Here is a 17717-nt window from a genome sequence, read left to right on the forward strand (position 1 = left end):
TCAAGATGCCTCAGCCCTCTCGACGCAGCGCCGGGAACAGGATCACGTCGCGGATGCTCGGGCTGTCCGTCAGCAGCATCATCAGCCGGTCGATGCCGATGCCGCAACCGCCGGTGGGCGGCATGCCGTATTCGAGCGCACGCACGAAGTCGTGGTCGTAGAACATGGCCTCGTCGTCGCCGCTGTCCTTGGCGGCCACCTGGGCGTTGAAGCGTGCGGCCTGGTCCTCGGCGTCGTTCAGTTCCGAGAAGCCGTTGCCGAATTCGCGGCCGGTGATGTAGAGCTCGAAGCGTTCCGTCACTTCCGGGCGCTCGTCGTTGGCGCGCGCCAGCGGTGAGATCTCGGTCGGGTGTTCCATGATGAAGGTCGGCTGCCACAGCTTCTCTTCCACGGTTTCCTCGAAATACAGCACCTGCAGGCTGGCCAGCGAGCGGCCGGCGAGCTTGTTCTTGGCCTCGTTCAGGCCGAGCTTCTTGAGCGCATCCGTCAGCCATTGGGCATCGTTCACGTGGTCGCCGGCCTCGGTGTATTTGCGGATGGCCTCCACGATGGTGAGCCGCTCGAACGGCTGGCTCAGATCCACCGGCTTGCCCGCGTAGGTGAGCTGCAGCGAGCCGGTGGCGCGCTGCGCGGCGTCACGGATCAGCTTCTCGGTGTAGTCCATCAGGTCCTGGTAGTTCCAGTAGGCCGCGTAGAACTCCATCATGGTGAACTCGGGGTTGTGGCGTACCGAGATGCCTTCGTTGCGGTAGCTGCGGTTGATCTCGAACACGCGGTCGAAACCGCCGACGATCAGCCGCTTCAGGTAGAGCTCCGGCGCGATGCGCAGGAACATCTCCTGGTCGAGCGCGTTGTGGTGCGTCTTGAACGGCTTGGCGTTGGCGCCGCCCGGGATCGGGTGCAGCATCGGTGTTTCGACCTCGAGGAAGTCGTGGCTGACCATGAACTCGCGCAGCGCGCTCACGGCCTTGCTGCGTGCGGCGAAGCGCTGGCGCGCGGACTCGTCGGTGATCAGGTCCACGTAGCGCTGGCGGTACTTCTGTTCCTGGTCGGCCATGCCGTGGAACTTGTCGGGCAAAGGTCGCAGGCTCTTGGTCAAGAGGCGCACGCTGGTGGCGTGGATCGAGAGCTCGCCGGTCTTGGTCTTGAAGACACGGCCTTCGGCGGCCACGATATCGCCCAGGTCCCAGTGCTTGAAGCGGGCGTAGGTTTCCTCGCCCACGTCGTCGCGCGTCACGTAGAGCTGGATGCGGCCGGTGCTGTCCTGCAACGTGGCGAAACTGGCCTTGCCCATCACGCGCTTGAGCATCATGCGGCCGGCCACCGACGCCGTGGCGCCGAGCGCCACCAATTCCTCGGCCTCCTTGGCGCCATGCGCCGCCAGCAGCTTGGCCGCGTGGTCGGCCGGCTTGAAGTCGTTCGGAAAAGCCACGCCCAGCCCATCTACCTGCCGCTGGCGGATCGCCTTGAGTTTTTCGCGGCGCTCGGCGATCAATTGGTTGTCGTCGGTGGCGGGCGCACTGGCGGGAGATGGGGTTTGTTCAGACATGGGAAACCGTTCGGGAATGATCAGGATCGGCGAAATTGGCCGGAACCTGCGATTCTAAGTTTTCCGGCGGGGCGGTTCGGCCCGCTCCAGAGCGGATTTACAAGGGCAGCGTCGGATCGAGCTCGTGCCGCACCATGGCCCGCGCCACGTCGTGCATGTTCATCGTCGCCTTCCAGCCGAGGTGCGCGTGGGCCTTGGACGCATCGCCACGGCTGTGGCGGATTTCCGTCGGACGGAAAAACTGCGCGTCCTGTACCACATGGGCCTGCCAGTCGAGCCCGACCTCGGCGAACGCCGCGGCCACGAATTCCTGCAAGGAGCTCGACACGCCTGTAGCGATGACGAAGTCCTGTGGCTTGTCGAGTTGGAGCATGCGCCACATCGCGTCCACGTATTCCGGGCTCCAACCCCAGTCGCGCCGGATGCCGAGGTCGCCCAGCACCAGTTTTTCGGTCGCGCGGCGCGCGATGCGCACCGCGCCCTGCGCGATCTTGCGCGTGACGAAACGCGAAGGCCGTAAGGCGGATTCGTGGTTGAACAGAATGCCGTTGCAAGCGTACAGGCCGTAGGCGTCGCGGTAGTTCACCACCAGCCAGTGGGCGGTGGACTTGGCCACGGCGTAGGGGCTGCGCGGCTCGAAATGCGTGGTTTCGGTAGCGGCGATTTCGCCGACATCGCCGAAACATTCGCTCGAGCCGGCCTGGTAGAAGCGGATCGGCGCCCGGAGAAATCGGATGACTTCCAGCAGGTTGAGCGTGGCCGTGGCGATGCTTTCGAGCGCCTCGGTCGGTTGTTCGAAGGACAGGCCGACCGACGTCTGGCCCGCCAGGTTGTAGACCTCGTCAGGCTGACTCTTGGTCAGCGCCTGCAACACGCTTCGGAAGTCGTTCGTGGCCATCGACAGCGTGGTCACACGCTCGCGGATACCGAGCCTGCGCAGGTTGTCGAAAGTCGCCAACTGTGCGTCGCGCGAGGTGCCCCAGACTTCGTAGCCCTTGTCGAGTAGGTGACGTGCCAAGTAGGCGCCGTCTTGGCCACCGATGCCGCAGATGAGGGCTTTCATCTGGTGATTTCGATGACGTTAAAACGACGCCGCGCGCTGCACCGGCGAGCATCGTCATGACAAGAGAGGTCAAAAATATTGCCGGGCACGGACGTTCTCCAAAAAGTAACGGCTTGGAGGCAAGCAGTTTGCTGGCTGGTATGTTAAGGCGTTATCCGACCTGTCACGCCGCTGGCTCACGTGACCGCTATTGCACTCGATGCTCAATGCGAAACACCTTGCCGCCGCAGGACGCTCTGCGCAGTCAGAAACAAGATTTTGAGGTCCATCCACAACGAATGATGCTTCAGGTAATAAGAGTCGAGTGCGACCTTCGCCGGAATTGACAAATCGTCCCGCCCGTTGATTTGAGCCCAGCCCGTGAGGCCTGGCGTCAGCGTTTGTATGCCGTACTGGTTCCGTAGGGCGATCAGATCCTGCTGGTTGAACAACGCCGGCCGCGGTCCGACAAAACTCATGTCGCCCTTGAGGATGCTCCACAACTGCGGCAATTCGTCGAGGCTGCTTCTGCGCAGGAAGCTGCCGATAGGCGTGAGGTAGCTCTCCGGTTTTGCCAGAAGATGAGTGGCGACTTCGGGTGTGTCGATGCGCATGCTGCGGAACTTGGGCATGCGGAAGATACGGTTGTGGCGGCCGATGCGGTTGGACCAATATAGGACTGGGCCGGGGGATGTGAGGCGGACAAGCAGGGCTAGCAACAGCATCGGTAACACCAGTACGAGCAGGGCAAGAAACGCGAGCAGGAAATCCATCAGGCGCTTGCTCATCGGGTTACACCCTCAACGGCCCGGCGCAATCCTTCGTCTAGGCCAATGGGCGGCGTCCAATCCAGCAGCGAACGTGCTTTGGAGATATCTACCTGCAAACTTTCGCACAACCGCTGCGCTTGGGCGCGGCGGCCGAGGAAACTGGCCGCTGCGGTCAGGATGCCAGGCGGCACCGCAAAAAGTCGCGCCGGCCGGTGCATCGCTTGAGCTAGCCGCCGCACGAGATCGGCCGTCGCGACGTCTTCTCCGTCGCTAACAAGGAAGGTTTGACCGGCCGCTGCCGGGTGCACCATGCACGTTGCGATGAAATCGACCAGATTGTCCAGTGCGACCAAGCTTCGGCGGTTTTGCACCGCGGCGAGCGGTAGCGGCGCACCTCTGGCCACCGCCTTCATCAAACTGGCGAAATTGGCACGCACCCCAGGGCCGTACACCAGTGGCGGGCGGACGACCACCAGTTGCATGCCGGTTTGTGCCTCGATCTTTGCCAAGCCTTTCTCGGCCTCGTATTTGCTGATGGCGTAAGCGTCCTCAGGCCGTGGAGCGCTGTCCTCAAAGAACGGCCGATGAGGCGCAGTACGTTCGCCGTTGACCTTGACCGAACTGACGTACACGAATCTTTCGACACCGGCTACTGCAGCCTGACGCGCCAGATGCAGAGTGGCTTCGACGTTGGTGCGGCGAAACAACGAGATAGTGTCGGCGCTCGGCATTTCGTACATCACATGGACGCGCGCGGCGGCATGCACCACAGACTGCACACCGGACAGCGCTGTAGACCAGTCGGTTGTGCCATCGATGTCCCCTACCTCGAAGATTTGCACTCCTGTGCCAGAGGCAACGGTTGCCAAGGTCGAAATGTCGCGTACAGTGCCGATCAACTTCTGTGTTCCCAGCATCCGCAAGTGCCGAAGCAGGGCGGATCCGAGGAAACCATTGGCACCCGAGACGAGGCAGGCGCCCAGGTTCCGTCTCTTATGCATGGATTGGTGCCACATCATCGACAGGCTTCTTTCATCTAAACTTATTGAGCGCCGGCAGCACATTGTAGAAAGCCGACGCTAACTCTGAGCCTGCATGGCGACTTTGCTTTATTTCATTTCCGAAGACTGGTTCTTTTGTTCGCATTTCATGGCGAGAGCGAAGGCTGCGCAGGCACAGGGCTTCGACATTCTGGTGCTGACGCGTGAGCGCACACATGGGCAGCAGATTCGCGATGCCGGTTTTGGTTTGCTGCACCTCGAAATGGAGCGCAGCAGCACCCGATTTTTCAAGGAGCTCGGCGTGTTGCGGCAAGTCTGGCGTTGCTATCGTCAGCAGCGACCGAGCCTTGTGCACCAAGTTGCGCTGAAGCCCATCATCTACGGTAGCCTAGCGGCACGCTGTCTTGGTCTGCGCGCCATCGTCAATGCGCCTGTGGGTATGGGTTATGTCTTCACCGCGCAGGGTTCGCAAGGGCGCTGGCTTCGCAGGACTGTGAGCCTGCTGTTGCGTGGGCTGATGAACCCGCCGGGAAGCAAGGTGGTTTTCGAAAACGAAGAAGATCAGGCGGACAGCATCCAGAGCGGCAGCGTACGTCCGTGCGACGCCGTGCTCATTCCAGGTGCTGGCGTCGACACAGAGGTTTTTGCTCCATCTGATGTGCGTGGCGAAGTTCCCATTGTCGTGATGGGTGCCCGCATGCTGCGCGACAAGGGTGTGCGCGAGTACGTCGATGCGGCGCGCATGTTGGCCCAGCGTGGCGTTCGGGCCCGCTTCTGGCTGGTGGGGGCGCCAGACCCCGGCAATCCTTCGTCCTTTTCCGACGCGGAGTTGCAAGCCTGGCATGACGAGGGTGTGGTGGAGTGGCTCGGTCATCGTGACGATATGGCTAATGTGTTGCGCCAATGCCAGATAGCCTGCCTGCCTTCCTACCGAGAAGGCCTGCCGAAGTTCCTGATCGAGGCCATGTCTTGCGGGTTGCCGATGGTGGCGACCGACGTGACCGGATGTCGGCAACTCGTGTTGCATGAACAGACTGGTCTGCTGGTGCCGGTGCGCGATGCCGCTGGGTTGGCCGAGGCCATCGGCCGGCTTCTGGACAGCGCGACCGATCGGGTGCGCATGGGCGCCTTGGGGCGCCGGTTTGCCGAGGTGGAGTTCTCCATGGGACGCATCAACGGGTTGACCACCGCCCTGTACCGGACAATGGTGGATGCTTAATCGCGAGGCTGAAGGTGGGTTGCGGGCGCAACCCGCCGGCTGTCGTCGCGTTGCGTCTGGTTCCATGACCAATTTTCAGAAATCCACGCGCCTGCACATCCTCGCGAACTACATCGGCCAAGGATGGTCCGGTCTGATGGCCATCGTGTTTCTCCCGGTCTACATCCGATTTCTCGGACTTGAAGGCTATGGATTGGTCGGTGTACTGATGTTCATGCAGACTTGGTTCACGTTGCTCGACTTCGGTATCACGCCCACCATCAACCGTGAAATGGCGCGGTTTTCAGCCGGAGAACGTGGAGCGCAGAATACGCGTGACCTATTTAGAACAATCGAGTGGATCGTCGGCGGCATCGGCATGGCCATTGCGGTTGCGGTTTGGTTATCCTCACAATGGATCGCCAGCGACTGGCTTAAGTTGCGAACGCTCGACGTGTCCGAGGTGGCCCGTGCGATCACGTTGATCGGCGCACTGGTTGCATTGCGTTTCGTCGAAGGCATTTACCGTGGTGCCATGCTCGGTCTTCACCAGCATGTCTGGCTAAATGCCGCTACGACGCTGCTGTCGACCTTGCGATGGGGCGGGGCGGCATTGCTGCTCGCTGTATGGGCTCCGAGCCTTGTTCTGTTTTTTGGCTGGCAGATGCTGGTGTCCGCAGCGACGATTGCCAGCTTCGGTTGGAAAATCAATAGCGAGCTTCCAGGCGGCGCAGCACCCGGCCGATTTTCGAAGAGGGAGATTGCCAGCGTATGGAGATTTGCTGGTGGTTCAATGCTTGCCACCAGTCTGGCAGTGTTGTTGACGCAGTTGGACAAACTGATGTTGTCCCGACTGTCCACGCTTGAAACCTTTGGTTATTACACCGCCGCGTGGACGGTGGCTGCGGGCTTGTATCAGTTGATCATTCCAATCACCCAGGTCTACTTTCCCAAGTTCACCAGTCTCGCCGCTAGCCCTAAATCCAGCGACCTGGGAGAAGCCTTTCACCAGGCCGCGCAGTTTCTGACCTGGGTCTTGCTGCCGCCAGCCAGCATGCTGATCTTTTTCAGTGGCGCCATCCTGCAACACTGGACGCGCGATCCCGTGCTGACTACCACCGCCACGCCTCTGGTGTCGCTGTTTGCACTGGGTGTGATACTGAACGGATTTTTGTATATACCGCACATCTTTGCACTCTCGACGGGGTGGACGCGTTTCGGGGTCGGCATGAACGGTTTGTCGCTGCTGGTTTTCAGTCCGATCCTGGCTGCATCGATCCACTACCATGGCGCCATCGGTGCTGCATCCGTTTGGGCGGCGATCCATGCGGTGGGTTTTTTGATTGGCATGCAATTCTTCTTTCGTCACCTTCTTCGGAAAGAGAAATGGCGGTGGTACCTGTGGGACATCGGGCTACCGGTCGCGGTCGCGTCGGCTGTATCTTTGCTGTTCCGATGGGTTTTCAAAGATACGACGATATCTGTGATCCAACTGTTTCTGATTTATGCGGTGACCGTGTTCGGCGTCAGTATGGTCGTTCCGCGCATCAGGCAGTTTGCGCTCGACCTGATTGTGGGGTTCAAAACACATGCCTGAAATCTTTAAGAGCTCGCCGCCCATGGTCAGCATTGGAATGCCGGTGTTCAACGGTGGGCGCTACATCCGCGAGGCGTTGGAATCGCTTCTGCGCCAATCGCACATCAATTTCGAACTGATCATTTCGGACAATGCATCGACCGACAACACCGCAAATCTGTGCCGCGAATTTGCTGCGCGTGATGCTCGGGTTCGTTATGTCCGGCAAGCCTCGAATATCGGTGCCCTGGGTAACTTTCAGTACCTACTGGATCAGGCAACTGGCCAATATTTCATGTGGGCCGCGTGCGACGATTACTGGGACGACCGATGGATCGAGACCCTGTTGCATGTTGTGCAGACGGGGGCCGTGCAGGCGGCATTCGGGCGCGTCCTTCAAGTGGATGGCCGGTCTCTGCCCATCGAGCATATCGTCAATCGGCAGACATTCCGTTATGACGAGCCCCTGATGTGGCGCAGGCTTAAATTTTTTTTGGACTTCGAGGGGTGCGGCAAAGCCAACCTCTTCTATTCGTTGTTTGAAAGAAAATTTATGGCCGAACTGCCTATACAAAGTTATGGGCACGACTATCACATGATCTTCGATTTTCTGCGCCGGGGTTGCATTGCTGGTACGCCGTCGGTGGTACTCCACAAAAGAATCCACGACGACGCGGCGAGCACGCTCGAAATCAACCAGGAACGTGGCATCGGACAGAAGATTTTTCAGCGCGTCCTATTTCCGGTCGATCGCAAGATCATTGCCGGGTACCTCAAGCTCGCCAGTTTTTCCGAGGTTTTCCTGCTGCTCCTTGCGACGCCGGTTAAATACACCATCGCCTACAGGCATATGTTTCGCCGACTAAGGCACGCATTACCACATGGGTCTCGCAAGAGACCCGTCAACTCTTGAAGACAGGCACTACCCCCCTTTCGGTGGATCGAGGTATCGCCCTCGATCACTGGTCGTCGGACAGCGTCACCGGCATTGAGATCCCGTTGGTCAGTGTGGTGATGCCGGTGCGTAATGGCGGGGCACATCTGAAATCGGCCGTTCTGTCCGTGGTGTGTCAGACTTTTCGAGATTGGGAAATGCTGGTGATTGACGATGGCTCGAGCGACAGTGCTGTCGAGCAGATCGTGGCAATGCAAGACCCGCGCATTCGTGTGATCCGGCACGGCCTGAGTTGCGGCATTGCCGTCCGTCTTAATGAAGGCATAGCCATCTCTCGTGGGCGGTATGTGGCACGCATGGATGCCGACGACATCGCGTTTCCAACGCGTTTCACTAAACAACTTGAGTTGCTGTCGCATGACGAGCGGTTGGACTTGGTGGGCGTGGCGATTGCAGCCATTGATGATAACGACAAACTCGTCGGCATACCGCCTTGCGAATTTGAGCACGAGAAGATTTGTGCTCGGCCATGGCGAGGTTTTCATCTAGCACACCCAGGCTGGATGGGGCGGACCTCGTGGTTTCGTGCAAACCTTTATCGCGAACCTGCGCCTTATGCTTGCGAAGATCAGGAGCTACTGCTGCGCACCTACACGCACAGTCGCTTTGCTTGCGTACCGGAGATCCTGCTCGGCTACCGTCTGCGTCATCATGTCGATTGGTCGAAGCTTGCACGCACCCGCCGTGCGGTACTGCAGTTCCAGCTTAGGCATTTTGCATCGGTTCAAGCTTGGCGTGACGCCGGTCTTGCGCTGGCTTGTTATGGCTTGCGCTCGTGGCGTGATGCGTGGACACGATGGCGCGGTCAGAATTTCTTTCCAGGTGCGGGCGTTGCGAGGTCCGAGCAGCTTGCCAATGAATGGGGAGAGGTTCTGAGGACATTGCATCAGGTCGCGCTGTCCGGGAGAAAGCCATGATTGTGGCCAAGATGACGGGAGGACTCGGGAACCAAATGTTCCAGTACGCCGCGGCCAGGGCTTTGGCGTGGCACAAGAGTCAGCCTTTGTATCTGGACCTTGCGGGTTACGAGACTCAGACACATCACCAGGGCTTCGAGCTGTTTCGGCTGTTCCATTGCAAGGCCTTAGTCGCCGCTGAGTCCGAGATCCGAAAGACGTTCGGCTGGCGCATGCAAACCGCCTTGCGAGACATTTCTACGCATCCTCGACTTGGTATCTTGCGGACGCCAAAGATTGTGAACGAGCCTTCGGTGGGTTTTTGGCCAGGATTTTTCGAGGTGCCTGACGACGTCTATCTTTCAGGCTATTGGCAATCGGAAAAGTACTTCAGTGATGTGGCAGGCAGTATCCGCTCCGAGTTTTTGTTCAAGACAGACTTGACCGATCGAAATCTGGAATGGTCTGAACGAATTGCCAAGTCCAACTCGGTGAGCCTGCACGTGCGGCGTGGGGATTACGTGTTCAACCAAAGAGCGCAGAAGCTGCATGGGGTGATGCCGCTTTCATACTACGAAGCGGCCATCGCCGAAATCTCGCGACTGGTTCAGAGGCCTGTTTTTTTCGTTTTCTCCGACGATTCTCACTGGTGCTCACAACACATTAAGGCCGCCGCGCCATGCCATTTTCTTGGCCACAACACAGGAGCCGAAAGTTTCAATGACATGCGGCTGATGAGTCTGTGCAAGCACAACATCATTGCCAACAGTAGCTTCAGTTGGTGGGGCGCCTGGTTAAACGCGAACGAGGGTCGGCAGGTTATCGCCCCGCGGCGCTGGTACGCCGGTGCTGACGACTCACCGGACCTGCTGCCGGCTTCTTGGTTGCGCGTCTGATGATGCTGATACCGTTCAGGTCACAACGAGGTGCAAAGTGTCGGGAAGAAAGTTGGGGACGATGTGCCTCAGCGTCGTCAGCATTTGCGCGTTGGCGCCATGGCGAGCGGCATCGGTCAAGCTCTGCAGTTGCTCGCTCAATATCGGCCAGGTAATGAATTCCTCCCGCGCGCGCATGATGCGGGGATGCTCGGTAGGTTCCGGGTTGTCGCCTATGAGAAGTTCCTCATGGAGTTTTTCTCCCGGCCGCAGGCCTGTGATCACCATCTCCACGTCACCGTCGGGATGGGCGGCATCACGCACGCTCAGGCCAGCCAGCGCAACCATGCGCATTGCCAAATCTAGAATCTTGACAGGTTGCCCCATTTCCAACACGAATACGTCTCCGCCCCGGGCCATGGCACCAGCCTGAACCACGAGTTGCGCCGCTTCCGGGATGGTCATGAAATAGCGGGTCACCTCGACATGGGTGACGGTGAGAGGACCCCCAGCCGCGAGCTGACTTCGAAACAATGGCACCACACTGCCGCTGGAGCCCAGCACATTGCCGAAGCGGACCATCGAAAATCGGGTGTGATTGTTCAGCGTGGTAGTTCCCACATCTGCAGGTGTCTGGAAAGCAACGGTTGGGCTGGCTGCCAGCGCCTGCAAGATCAACTCCGCCACGCGCTTGCTTGCCCCCATCACGTTCGTCGGCCGCACCGCCTTGTCGGTGGACACCAACACAAAATGTTCGACCTTACCTTCGATCGCGGCGCGTGCGAGGTTCAGTGTGCCCAGCACATTGTTCATGACCCCCTCGGCGGGGTTGTCCTCCACCAGCGGCACATGTTTGTAGGCGGCTGCATGGTAAACACTGGTCGGTTTCCACGTTCTGCACAGCGTAGCCAAGCGGGCATAGTGCACAACACTGCCGAGTATCGGCGTCAGCTGGGTTTCCCATGAGTTGGCTTTACACAACCCCAACAGTTCCGCATGAATGCTGTACAACGCAAATTCACTGTGATCCAGCAGCAGCAATTGCTTCGGCCGTTCCCGCAAAATCTGCCGGCACAACTCGCTTCCGATGCTCCCCCCTGCACCCGTCACCAGCACCACCTTGTCGGTCAGGTTCCGCGCCAGCAGTTCCGGCCGTGGCGGCACGGGCTCGCGCCCTAGCAGATCCTCGATGTCGAGCTCGCGGATGTCCTGCACGGTCACCCGGCCGCTGGCCAGGTCCGACAGGCCGGGCAGCGTGCGGATGTGCAGCGGCAGCGGCTGCAACTGCTTCAGGATCTGATTGCGCCGCTCGCGCGTCGCGCTCGGCAGCGCCAGCAGGATGTCCGTCACCTTCAGCCGCGCCACGAGTGCTGGAATCTGCACTGGCGCGTACACCTGCACATCGTTGATGCTGCGACCCACCTTGGCCGGATCGTCGTCGATGAAACCCAGCACCACATACTGCTGTTGTCCGCTGCTCAAGGCGGCGGCGGTCTGCACCCCGGCACTGCCGGCACCGTAGATCAGCAGGCGTCCGCTGGCGCGATTCGAGCTGGTTGACAGTCCCGCCAACCAGAACCGCGCCATCGCCCGGCTTCCCCCCACCAACAACAGAAAAATCAGCGGCTGCATCACGCCCACGCTGCGCGGCACGACTTCCCACTTCATCCACTGCATCCACAACAGCGTCCCCAGCAGAACCACGCCGTACACCGCCACGGCCTGCGCCGTCGCGGTGAGCGCGGCCAGACCGGTGTAGCGGAAGATCGCCCGGTACAAGCCGAAGCGCACAAAAATCGGCACCGACAGCAGCGGTCCAAGCGCGTAGATCACCCATTGGATGCCTTCGGGCCAGTGCAGCGTGTCCAGGCGCAGCGTGAACGCCATCCACATCGCGAACAGCGACATGACCACGTCGAGGGCGACGACCACGCTGCGCTTGGCCGAACGCGACCAGGCGAGCACGGGGTGGGCGGGGAAGTTCAGCGAGGAGGGGACGGCGGCCATCTTGCGCAGTGGATTCTCGGTCGGCGCTCAGTTGGCGATATGGTGCTGCGACAGCAGGTCGCCGATCAGTTCCAGCCGGACCAGCGGGTTGTCGAGCGCCATCAGCCGTTGTTTCATCGACACCGGCAGCGGCAGCAACTCGCACCAGCGGTTCGCAACCCAGCCGCAATCGTCCAGGCGGTAGGGCGCCTGGATCGGCATGCCGTCGGGCGCGGACGGCTGTTGTTCACGCAGGGTTTCCATCAACTGCTGCAGTGCGGCGGCGGTGTGTTTCAGGTCGTCGGGCACGGGCACGGCGAGGTCCGCGTCGATGAGCTCGGCGTCGCCCACCCACAGGCCATGGCCGAGCTGGTGGGAACTGCGCAGGTGAAAGCGTTCGGTGCCGGTGCACTGGATGACGAGCAGGCCGGGCTGGGGCGTCTCGACCTGGGTGATGCGCGCCAGCGTGCCGGTGGGGTGGAAAGCCTCGGGGTCGCTGCCGGCCTGGCGCACCTCGGCGCCGCGTGTGAGCGCCACCACGCCGAAGGGCGTTCCGCTCTGGAAACAGCGCTGCACCATGTCGAGGTAGCGCACCTCGAAGATCCGCAGGGGCAGCAGGCCGTCGGGAAACAGCACGGTGCCGAGCGGGAACAGCGGCAGGGCGGACAAGGCAAGGGACTTGGACACGGGCGACTCTGGTGCGTTGGTGACAACCGGTATCATCCCACGACCTCACCGCCCCGTGCCCATGCTCTACCAAATCATCTCATTTTTGCTCGAAGTCGCGACGGGTTTGCTGGGCAGCGCGTGTTTGCTGCGGGTCTACATGCAATACCAGCGCATTTCCTTCCGCAACCCCGTCGGCAGCCTGGTTTTTGCGCTGACCGACTGGATGGTGCTGCCGCTGCGCCGCGTCATTCCGGCCGCCGGCGGTTGGGATCTGGCGAGCCTGCTCGGCGCGTTTTTGCTCAAGCTGTTCCAGTATTTCGTGCTGTGGCTGCTGATGGGCGCCGTCGGCAATCTGCTGGCGTTGCCGGTGCTGGCGCTGTTCGGCCTGGTGGCGATGGCGATCTACGGGCTCACCGGCCTGCTCATCATCTACGCCGTGCTGTCGTGGATGCAGACGCGTTCGCCGATGATGGACGTGATCGAGCGGCTGTGCGCGCCGCCGCTCCAGCCCTTGCGCAAGATCATTCCACTGGTCAGCGGTGTGGACCTGTCGCCGCTGGCGCTGCTGGTCATCCTGCAGGTCGCCTCCATCGTGCTGGGCCACGCCATGAACGCGGTGCTCGCCACCTTCTAAACAACAAGGGACGGCCGCGCCGTCCCTTCGTGTCAACCCAGGCTGATTCTCACACCACCGCGTCGGCCGGCTGGCGCTGCAGCATCGCCAGCGTGTTGGCGATGGTCTTGCGCAGGTCCTTGCGGTGGCAGATCAGGTCGATCGCGCCCTTTTGCTGCAGGAACTCGGCGCGCTGGAAGCCTTCCGGCAGCGTCACGCGCACGGTGGACTCGATGACGCGTGGGCCGGCGAAGCCGATCAGCGCCTTGGGCTCGGCGATCACCACGTCGCCCACGAAGGCGAAGCCGGCGCTCACGCCGCCCATGGTCGGGTCGGTCAACACGCTGATGTAAGGCAGGCCCTTCTTGGCCAGGCGCGTCAGCGAGGCATTGGTCTTGGCCATCTGCATCAGCGAGAGCAGGCCTTCCTGCATGCGCGCGCCGCCGGTGGCGGTGAAGCAGATGAACGGCACCTTCTGCTCGATGGCGGTGTGCACGGCGCGCACGAAACGCTCGCCGACCACGCTGCCCATGCTGCCGCCCATGAACTCAAACTCGAAGCAGGCCACAATCACGTTGATGCCGTGCACCGAGCCGCCGACCACCACCAGCGCGTCGGTCTCGCCGGTGTTCTCCATGGCTTCCTTCAGGCGCTCGGGGTATTTGCGGCTGTCCTTGAACTTCAGCGGATCGACGGGAATGACTTCCTGGCCGATCTCGAAGCGGCCTTCGTTGTCGAGGAAGGCGTTGAGCCGCGCGCGGGCGCCGATGCGCATGTGGTGGCCGCAGCTCGGGCAGACGTTCTGGTTCTGCTCCAGGTCGGTCTTGTAGAGCACAGTTTCGCAGCTCGGGCACTTGATCCACAGGCCTTCGGGCACGCTGCGGCGGTCGGCCGGGTCGGAGCGCTGGATTTTCGACGGAAGCAGTTTTTCGAGCCAAGACATGTTTTCGGGTCCTCACGGGATGGGGGAGCGCATGCCTCCCCCTGTTCTGGAACAGCGCGGATTATGCGTCCAACGCCTGTCGGATGCCGCGCAGGAAGCCGCCGGCCGTTGCCGCCACCTGGTCTCGGGGCTGGTCTTCGATGAGCTGGATGATCTTGCTGCCGATCACCACGGCGTCGGCCACGCGGCCGATGGCCTGGGCCGTGGCCGCGTCGCGGATGCCGAAACCGACACCCACGGGCACGTTCACGTGGCTGCGGATGCGCGGCAGCATGGCCTCGACGGCGGCGGTGTCGAGTGTGCCGGCACCCGTCACACCCTTGAGCGACACGTAATACACATAGCCGCTGGCTACCTCGGCCACCTGCCGCATGCGCTGATCGGTGGAGGTCGGCGCGAGCAGGAAGATCAGGTCCATGCCGTTCGCCCGCAGTTTGCCGGCGAATTCGACACATTCCTCGGGTGGATAGTCGACGATCAGCACGCCATCGACGCCCGCCGCAGCCGCGTCGCGGATGAAGGCATCGGCGCCATGGCGCTGGTCGTAACGCTCGACCGGGTTGGCATAACCCATGAGCACCACCGGCGTCGCTGCATCCTTCTGGCGGAAGTCGCGCACCATGTCCAGCACCTGGACCATGCCGATGCCGAAGGCCAGCGCCTTGTCGCCGGCTTTCTGGATGACCGGGCCATCGGCCATCGGGTCGCTGAAGGGCACTCCGAGTTCGATCACGTCGGCGCCCGCGTCCACCATGGCGTGCATGAGTTCGGGCGTGACGTCCGCAAACGGGAAGCCGGCGGTGACGTAGGGGATCAGCGCCTTGCGGCCTTGCGCCTTGAGTTGGGCGAATGTGTTTTGGATGCGGGTCATGCGGACACCTCGGTCGTTGCGCCCTTGACGGCCAGGCCGCGCATCGACGGCCGGTCGTAGAAGTCGGCCCCCGAGAGGTCGGCCACGGTGCCGATGTCCTTGTCGCCGCGGCCGGAGAGGTTCACCAAAATCGATTGGTCCGGCCGCATGGTCTTGGCCAGCTTCATGGCGTAGGCAAAGGCGTGGCTGGATTCGAGCGCCGGGATGATGCCTTCGGTGCGGCAGAGGTAGTGGAAGGCTTCCAGCGCCTCGGTATCGGTGATGCCCACGTATTCGGCGCGGCCGATGTCCTTCAGGTAAGCATGCTCCGGGCCGACCCCGGGGTAGTCCAGGCCGGCGCTGATGCTGTGCGTCTCGGTGACCTGGCCGTTCTCGTCCTGCAGCAGGTAGGTGCGGTTGCCGTGCAGCACGCCCGCGCTGCCTTTTTGCAGGGAAGCCGAATGTTTGCCGCTTTCCAGGCCCAGGCCCGCGGCTTCCACGCCGATGAGCCGCGTACCCGCCTCGTCGATGTACGGGTAGAAGATGCCCATGGCATTGCTGCCGCCGCCCACGCAGGCCAGCACGGCGTCGGGCTGGGCGGTCTTGCAGCCGGCCGCGGCCAGCATCTCGGGCATCTGCACCAGGCACTCGTCGCCGATCACGCGCTGGAAGTCGCGCACCATCATCGGGTAAGGGTGCGGGCCGGCCACGGTGCCGATGATGTAGAAGGTGTTGTCCACGTTGGCCACCCAGTCGCGCATGGCCTCGTTCAGGGCGTCCTTCAGCGTCTTGCTGCCGGATTCGACTGGCACGACGGTCGCGCCGAGCAGCTTCATGCGGTAGACATTGGGGCTTTGGCGCTTCACGTCTTCGCTGCCCATGTAGACGATGCATTCCAGGCCGTAGCGCGCGCAGATGGTGGCCGTGGCCACGCCGTGCTGGCCGGCGCCGGTCTCGGCGATGATGCGCGGCTTGCCCATGCGTTTGGCCAGCATGGCCTGGCCGATCACGTTGTTGATCTTGTGGGCGCCGGTGTGGTTCAGGTCTTCGCGCTTGAGGAAGATCTGCGCCCCGCCCATTTCGCGACTGGTGCGCGCGGCGTGGTACACGGGCGAGGGCCGGCCCACGAAATGCGCGAGTTCGTACTGGAATTCGGCCAGGAATTCCGGGTCGTTCTGGTACTTCGCGTAAGCCTCTTTCAGCTCTTCGATGGCATGGGTCAGGGTTTCGGAGATGAAGCTGCCGCCGTAGATGCCGAAGTGGCCGGAGGCGTCAGGTTGCTGGTAAGCCTGTGGAGCTTGAGGATGGGACATGGTTGTTTTCCGCGAGTTGCCTGTCGGCGGCGCGCACGGCGTCGACAAACTGATGGATCTTGTCGGCGTCCTTGATTCCCTTGGAGGATTCGACGCCGGAGCTGACATCAACGGCCAGCGAGAGTCCGCGTGGCCGCAACTGCAAAATGCCATCGGTCACGTTTGCAGGCGTGAGTCCACCACTTAAGACGAGGTGAGAGTTGACGCTTGGAGGTAGACGTGACCAATTGAATGTTTTTCCGCCGCCGCCATAACCTTCGACATGGGCGTCGAGCAGGATGGCCTGGGCAGCCTTGAAGCTGGAAGCGAATTCTACCAAGTCGAAATCTGTGGGCGAATCGAGGGGAATTCGCGCCGCGCGCAGGAACGGGCGCTGCACGCGCGCCGCGCTGGCGATGCAGTCTGCCGGCGTTTCTTCACCATGAAATTGCATTGTGGCGCCCGGTACTGCTGCGCAGGCTGCTACGATTTTCGATAGTTCTTCGTTGACGAACAGCAGCACCGGCGTCACGAAAGGCGGCAGCCGCCGCGCCAGCACCGCGGCACGTTCGGGGGCCACGTAGCGCGGGCTCTTCGGGTACATCACGAAGCCGACCGCGTCGGCGCCGGCCGCCACGGCCGCGTCCACGTCCTGCTCCCGTGTCAGGCCGCAGATCTTGATGCGGGTACGAATCAAATTTTTAGCGCTCGTCATGGCAGCCAATCATACGCAGCCGTCTTTTCCGGCAGGCCCCAATGGGCATCGTAGACCGGGCCCAGAAAGTACAGGCCATTGGGCGAAAACGTGGGCGCCGCGGCATCGCGGCTGCGCGCGGCCAGCACTTCGGCGATCCATTGCGGCGGCTGAAAGCCCTGGCCCACCTGGAGCAGGCTGCCCATCAGGTTGCGGATCATGTGGTGCAGGAACGCGTTGGCTTCGAATTCGAAACGCCAGTACCGGCCGCGCCGGCTGATCTCGAGCCGACGCAGCGTCTTTACCGGCGACAGGGCCTGGCAGGCCGAGGCGCGGAACGACGAAAAATCGTGCTCGCCGACGAGCAGTTCTGCCGCCTTTTGCATGGCTTCCAGGTCGAGCGGGCGGAACACCCAGCCCACGCGGCCGGATTCGACGCTGGGCCGCACCGGGGACTCGAGCAGCGCGTAGACATAGCGCCTGCCCGTGGCACTGCCGCGGCAATGGAAACTGTCGGGCATTTCCTTGGACCACTGCACGGCGATGTCGTCCGGCAGGAAGGCATTCACGCCGCGCACCCAGGCGTTGATCGGCCGCTGCAGCGCGGTGTCGAAATGCACCACCTGCATCAGGCCGTGCACGCCGGCATCGGTGCGACCGGCGCACAGCGTCGACACCTTCTGGCGCGTGAACGAGAACAGCGCGGCTTCGAGCTTGTCCTGCACCGTGCGGCCGGACAACTGGCTCTGCCAGCCTTCATAGCCCTGGCCGTTGTAACTGATACCCAAGGCCAGACGCATCAGCGGAC

At 61.8% G+C, this 17717-nt stretch carries 17 protein-coding genes; 6 read left to right on the top strand and 11 right to left on the bottom strand.

All coding sequences use genetic code 11. The annotated features are described in order from the left end of the window. Window positions 1-10: 10 nt before the first annotated feature. The 4 genes from lysS to RD110_RS07060 all read right to left on the bottom strand — a co-directional run bounded on the left by lysS (window position 11) and on the right by RD110_RS07060 (window position 4380). Window positions 11-1549, bottom strand: coding sequence for a lysine--tRNA ligase (lysS, locus tag RD110_RS07045; protein WP_076197989.1), 1539 nt, complete (start codon window positions 1547-1549; stop codon window positions 11-13). Window positions 1550-1646: 97 nt separating this feature from the next. Further along, window positions 1647-2612: a GDP-mannose 4,6-dehydratase gene (locus tag RD110_RS07050; protein WP_076197991.1), complete on the bottom strand. Its 966-nt coding sequence runs from the start codon at window positions 2610-2612 to the stop codon at window positions 1647-1649. A 203-nt stretch (window positions 2613-2815) separates the two neighbouring features. Continuing rightward, the gene (locus tag RD110_RS07055) at window positions 2816-3379 is read right to left on the bottom strand and encodes a sugar transferase (protein WP_076197993.1); all 564 of its coding nucleotides are present in this window, start codon (window positions 3377-3379) and stop codon (window positions 2816-2818) included. Further along, window positions 3376-4380, bottom strand: a complete 1005-nt coding sequence (locus RD110_RS07060) for a UDP-glucose 4-epimerase family protein (RefSeq protein WP_076197995.1) — start codon at window positions 4378-4380, stop codon at window positions 3376-3378. The genes RD110_RS07055 and RD110_RS07060 overlap by 4 nt, the downstream gene beginning before the upstream one ends. A gap of 76 nt (window positions 4381-4456) precedes the next feature. On the opposite strand from RD110_RS07060, the gene RD110_RS07065 reads away from it, so the two are divergent. From RD110_RS07065 to RD110_RS07085, 5 genes are all read left to right on the top strand, one after another. Then, window positions 4457-5581, top strand: a complete 1125-nt coding sequence (locus RD110_RS07065; RefSeq protein ID WP_076197997.1) for a glycosyltransferase family 4 protein — start codon at window positions 4457-4459, stop codon at window positions 5579-5581. A gap of 64 nt (window positions 5582-5645) precedes the next feature. Further along, window positions 5646-7157, top strand: coding sequence for a lipopolysaccharide biosynthesis protein (locus RD110_RS07070; protein WP_076197999.1), 1512 nt, complete (start codon window positions 5646-5648; stop codon window positions 7155-7157). Further along, window positions 7150-8049, top strand: coding sequence for a glycosyltransferase family 2 protein (locus tag RD110_RS07075; protein ID WP_076198001.1), 900 nt, complete (start codon window positions 7150-7152; stop codon window positions 8047-8049). Before RD110_RS07070 ends, RD110_RS07075 begins: the two co-directional genes overlap by 8 nt. Further along, window positions 8046-9008, top strand: coding sequence for a glycosyltransferase family 2 protein (locus RD110_RS07080; protein ID WP_157900068.1), 963 nt, complete (start codon window positions 8046-8048; stop codon window positions 9006-9008). Before RD110_RS07075 ends, RD110_RS07080 begins: the two co-directional genes overlap by 4 nt. Then, window positions 9005-9883, top strand: a complete 879-nt coding sequence (locus RD110_RS07085; RefSeq protein ID WP_076198005.1) for an alpha-1,2-fucosyltransferase — start codon at window positions 9005-9007, stop codon at window positions 9881-9883. Before RD110_RS07080 ends, RD110_RS07085 begins: the two co-directional genes overlap by 4 nt. 15 nt (window positions 9884-9898) lie before the next feature. Here the strand turns inward: RD110_RS07085 and RD110_RS07090 are convergent, their stop codons facing one another. Further along, entirely contained in the window at window positions 9899-11869 is a 1971-nt protein-coding gene (locus tag RD110_RS07090) for a polysaccharide biosynthesis protein (protein WP_076198007.1), read from the bottom strand. A gap of 27 nt (window positions 11870-11896) precedes the next feature. Then, window positions 11897-12535, bottom strand: a complete 639-nt coding sequence (locus RD110_RS07095; protein WP_076204542.1) for an LON peptidase substrate-binding domain-containing protein — start codon at window positions 12533-12535, stop codon at window positions 11897-11899. 61 nt (window positions 12536-12596) lie between these two features. On the opposite strand from RD110_RS07095, the gene RD110_RS07100 reads away from it, so the two are divergent. After that, the gene (locus RD110_RS07100; RefSeq protein ID WP_076198009.1) at window positions 12597-13151 is read left to right on the top strand and encodes a YggT family protein; all 555 of its coding nucleotides are present in this window, start codon (window positions 12597-12599) and stop codon (window positions 13149-13151) included. A 49-nt stretch (window positions 13152-13200) separates the two neighbouring features. Here the strand turns inward: RD110_RS07100 and accD are convergent, their stop codons facing one another. From accD to truA, 5 genes are all read right to left on the bottom strand, one after another. Beyond that, window positions 13201-14073: an acetyl-CoA carboxylase, carboxyltransferase subunit beta gene (gene accD / locus RD110_RS07105; protein WP_076198011.1), complete on the bottom strand. Its 873-nt coding sequence runs from the start codon at window positions 14071-14073 to the stop codon at window positions 13201-13203. A gap of 61 nt (window positions 14074-14134) precedes the next feature. Continuing rightward, complete coding sequence (gene trpA / locus RD110_RS07110; protein ID WP_076198013.1) at window positions 14135-14944, bottom strand: tryptophan synthase subunit alpha; 810 nt, start codon at window positions 14942-14944, stop codon at window positions 14135-14137. Beyond that, window positions 14941-16236, bottom strand: a complete 1296-nt coding sequence (trpB, locus tag RD110_RS07115; protein ID WP_076198015.1) for a tryptophan synthase subunit beta — start codon at window positions 16234-16236, stop codon at window positions 14941-14943. Before trpB ends, trpA begins: the two co-directional genes overlap by 4 nt. Beyond that, the gene (locus tag RD110_RS07120) at window positions 16196-16930 is read right to left on the bottom strand and encodes a phosphoribosylanthranilate isomerase (protein ID WP_204250036.1); all 735 of its coding nucleotides are present in this window, start codon (window positions 16928-16930) and stop codon (window positions 16196-16198) included. The genes trpB and RD110_RS07120 overlap by 41 nt, the downstream gene beginning before the upstream one ends. After that, window positions 16927-17709 (bottom strand): tRNA pseudouridine(38-40) synthase TruA, encoded by a 783-nt coding sequence (gene truA, locus RD110_RS07125; RefSeq protein WP_076198019.1) that lies wholly within the window; start codon window positions 17707-17709, stop codon window positions 16927-16929. The genes RD110_RS07120 and truA overlap by 4 nt, the downstream gene beginning before the upstream one ends. Window positions 17710-17717: the final 8 nt, after the last annotated feature.

This window comes from Rhodoferax koreense (assembly GCF_001955695.1).
In the GTDB taxonomy this organism is placed as follows: domain Bacteria; phylum Pseudomonadota; class Gammaproteobacteria; order Burkholderiales; family Burkholderiaceae_C; genus Rhodoferax_B; species Rhodoferax_B koreensis.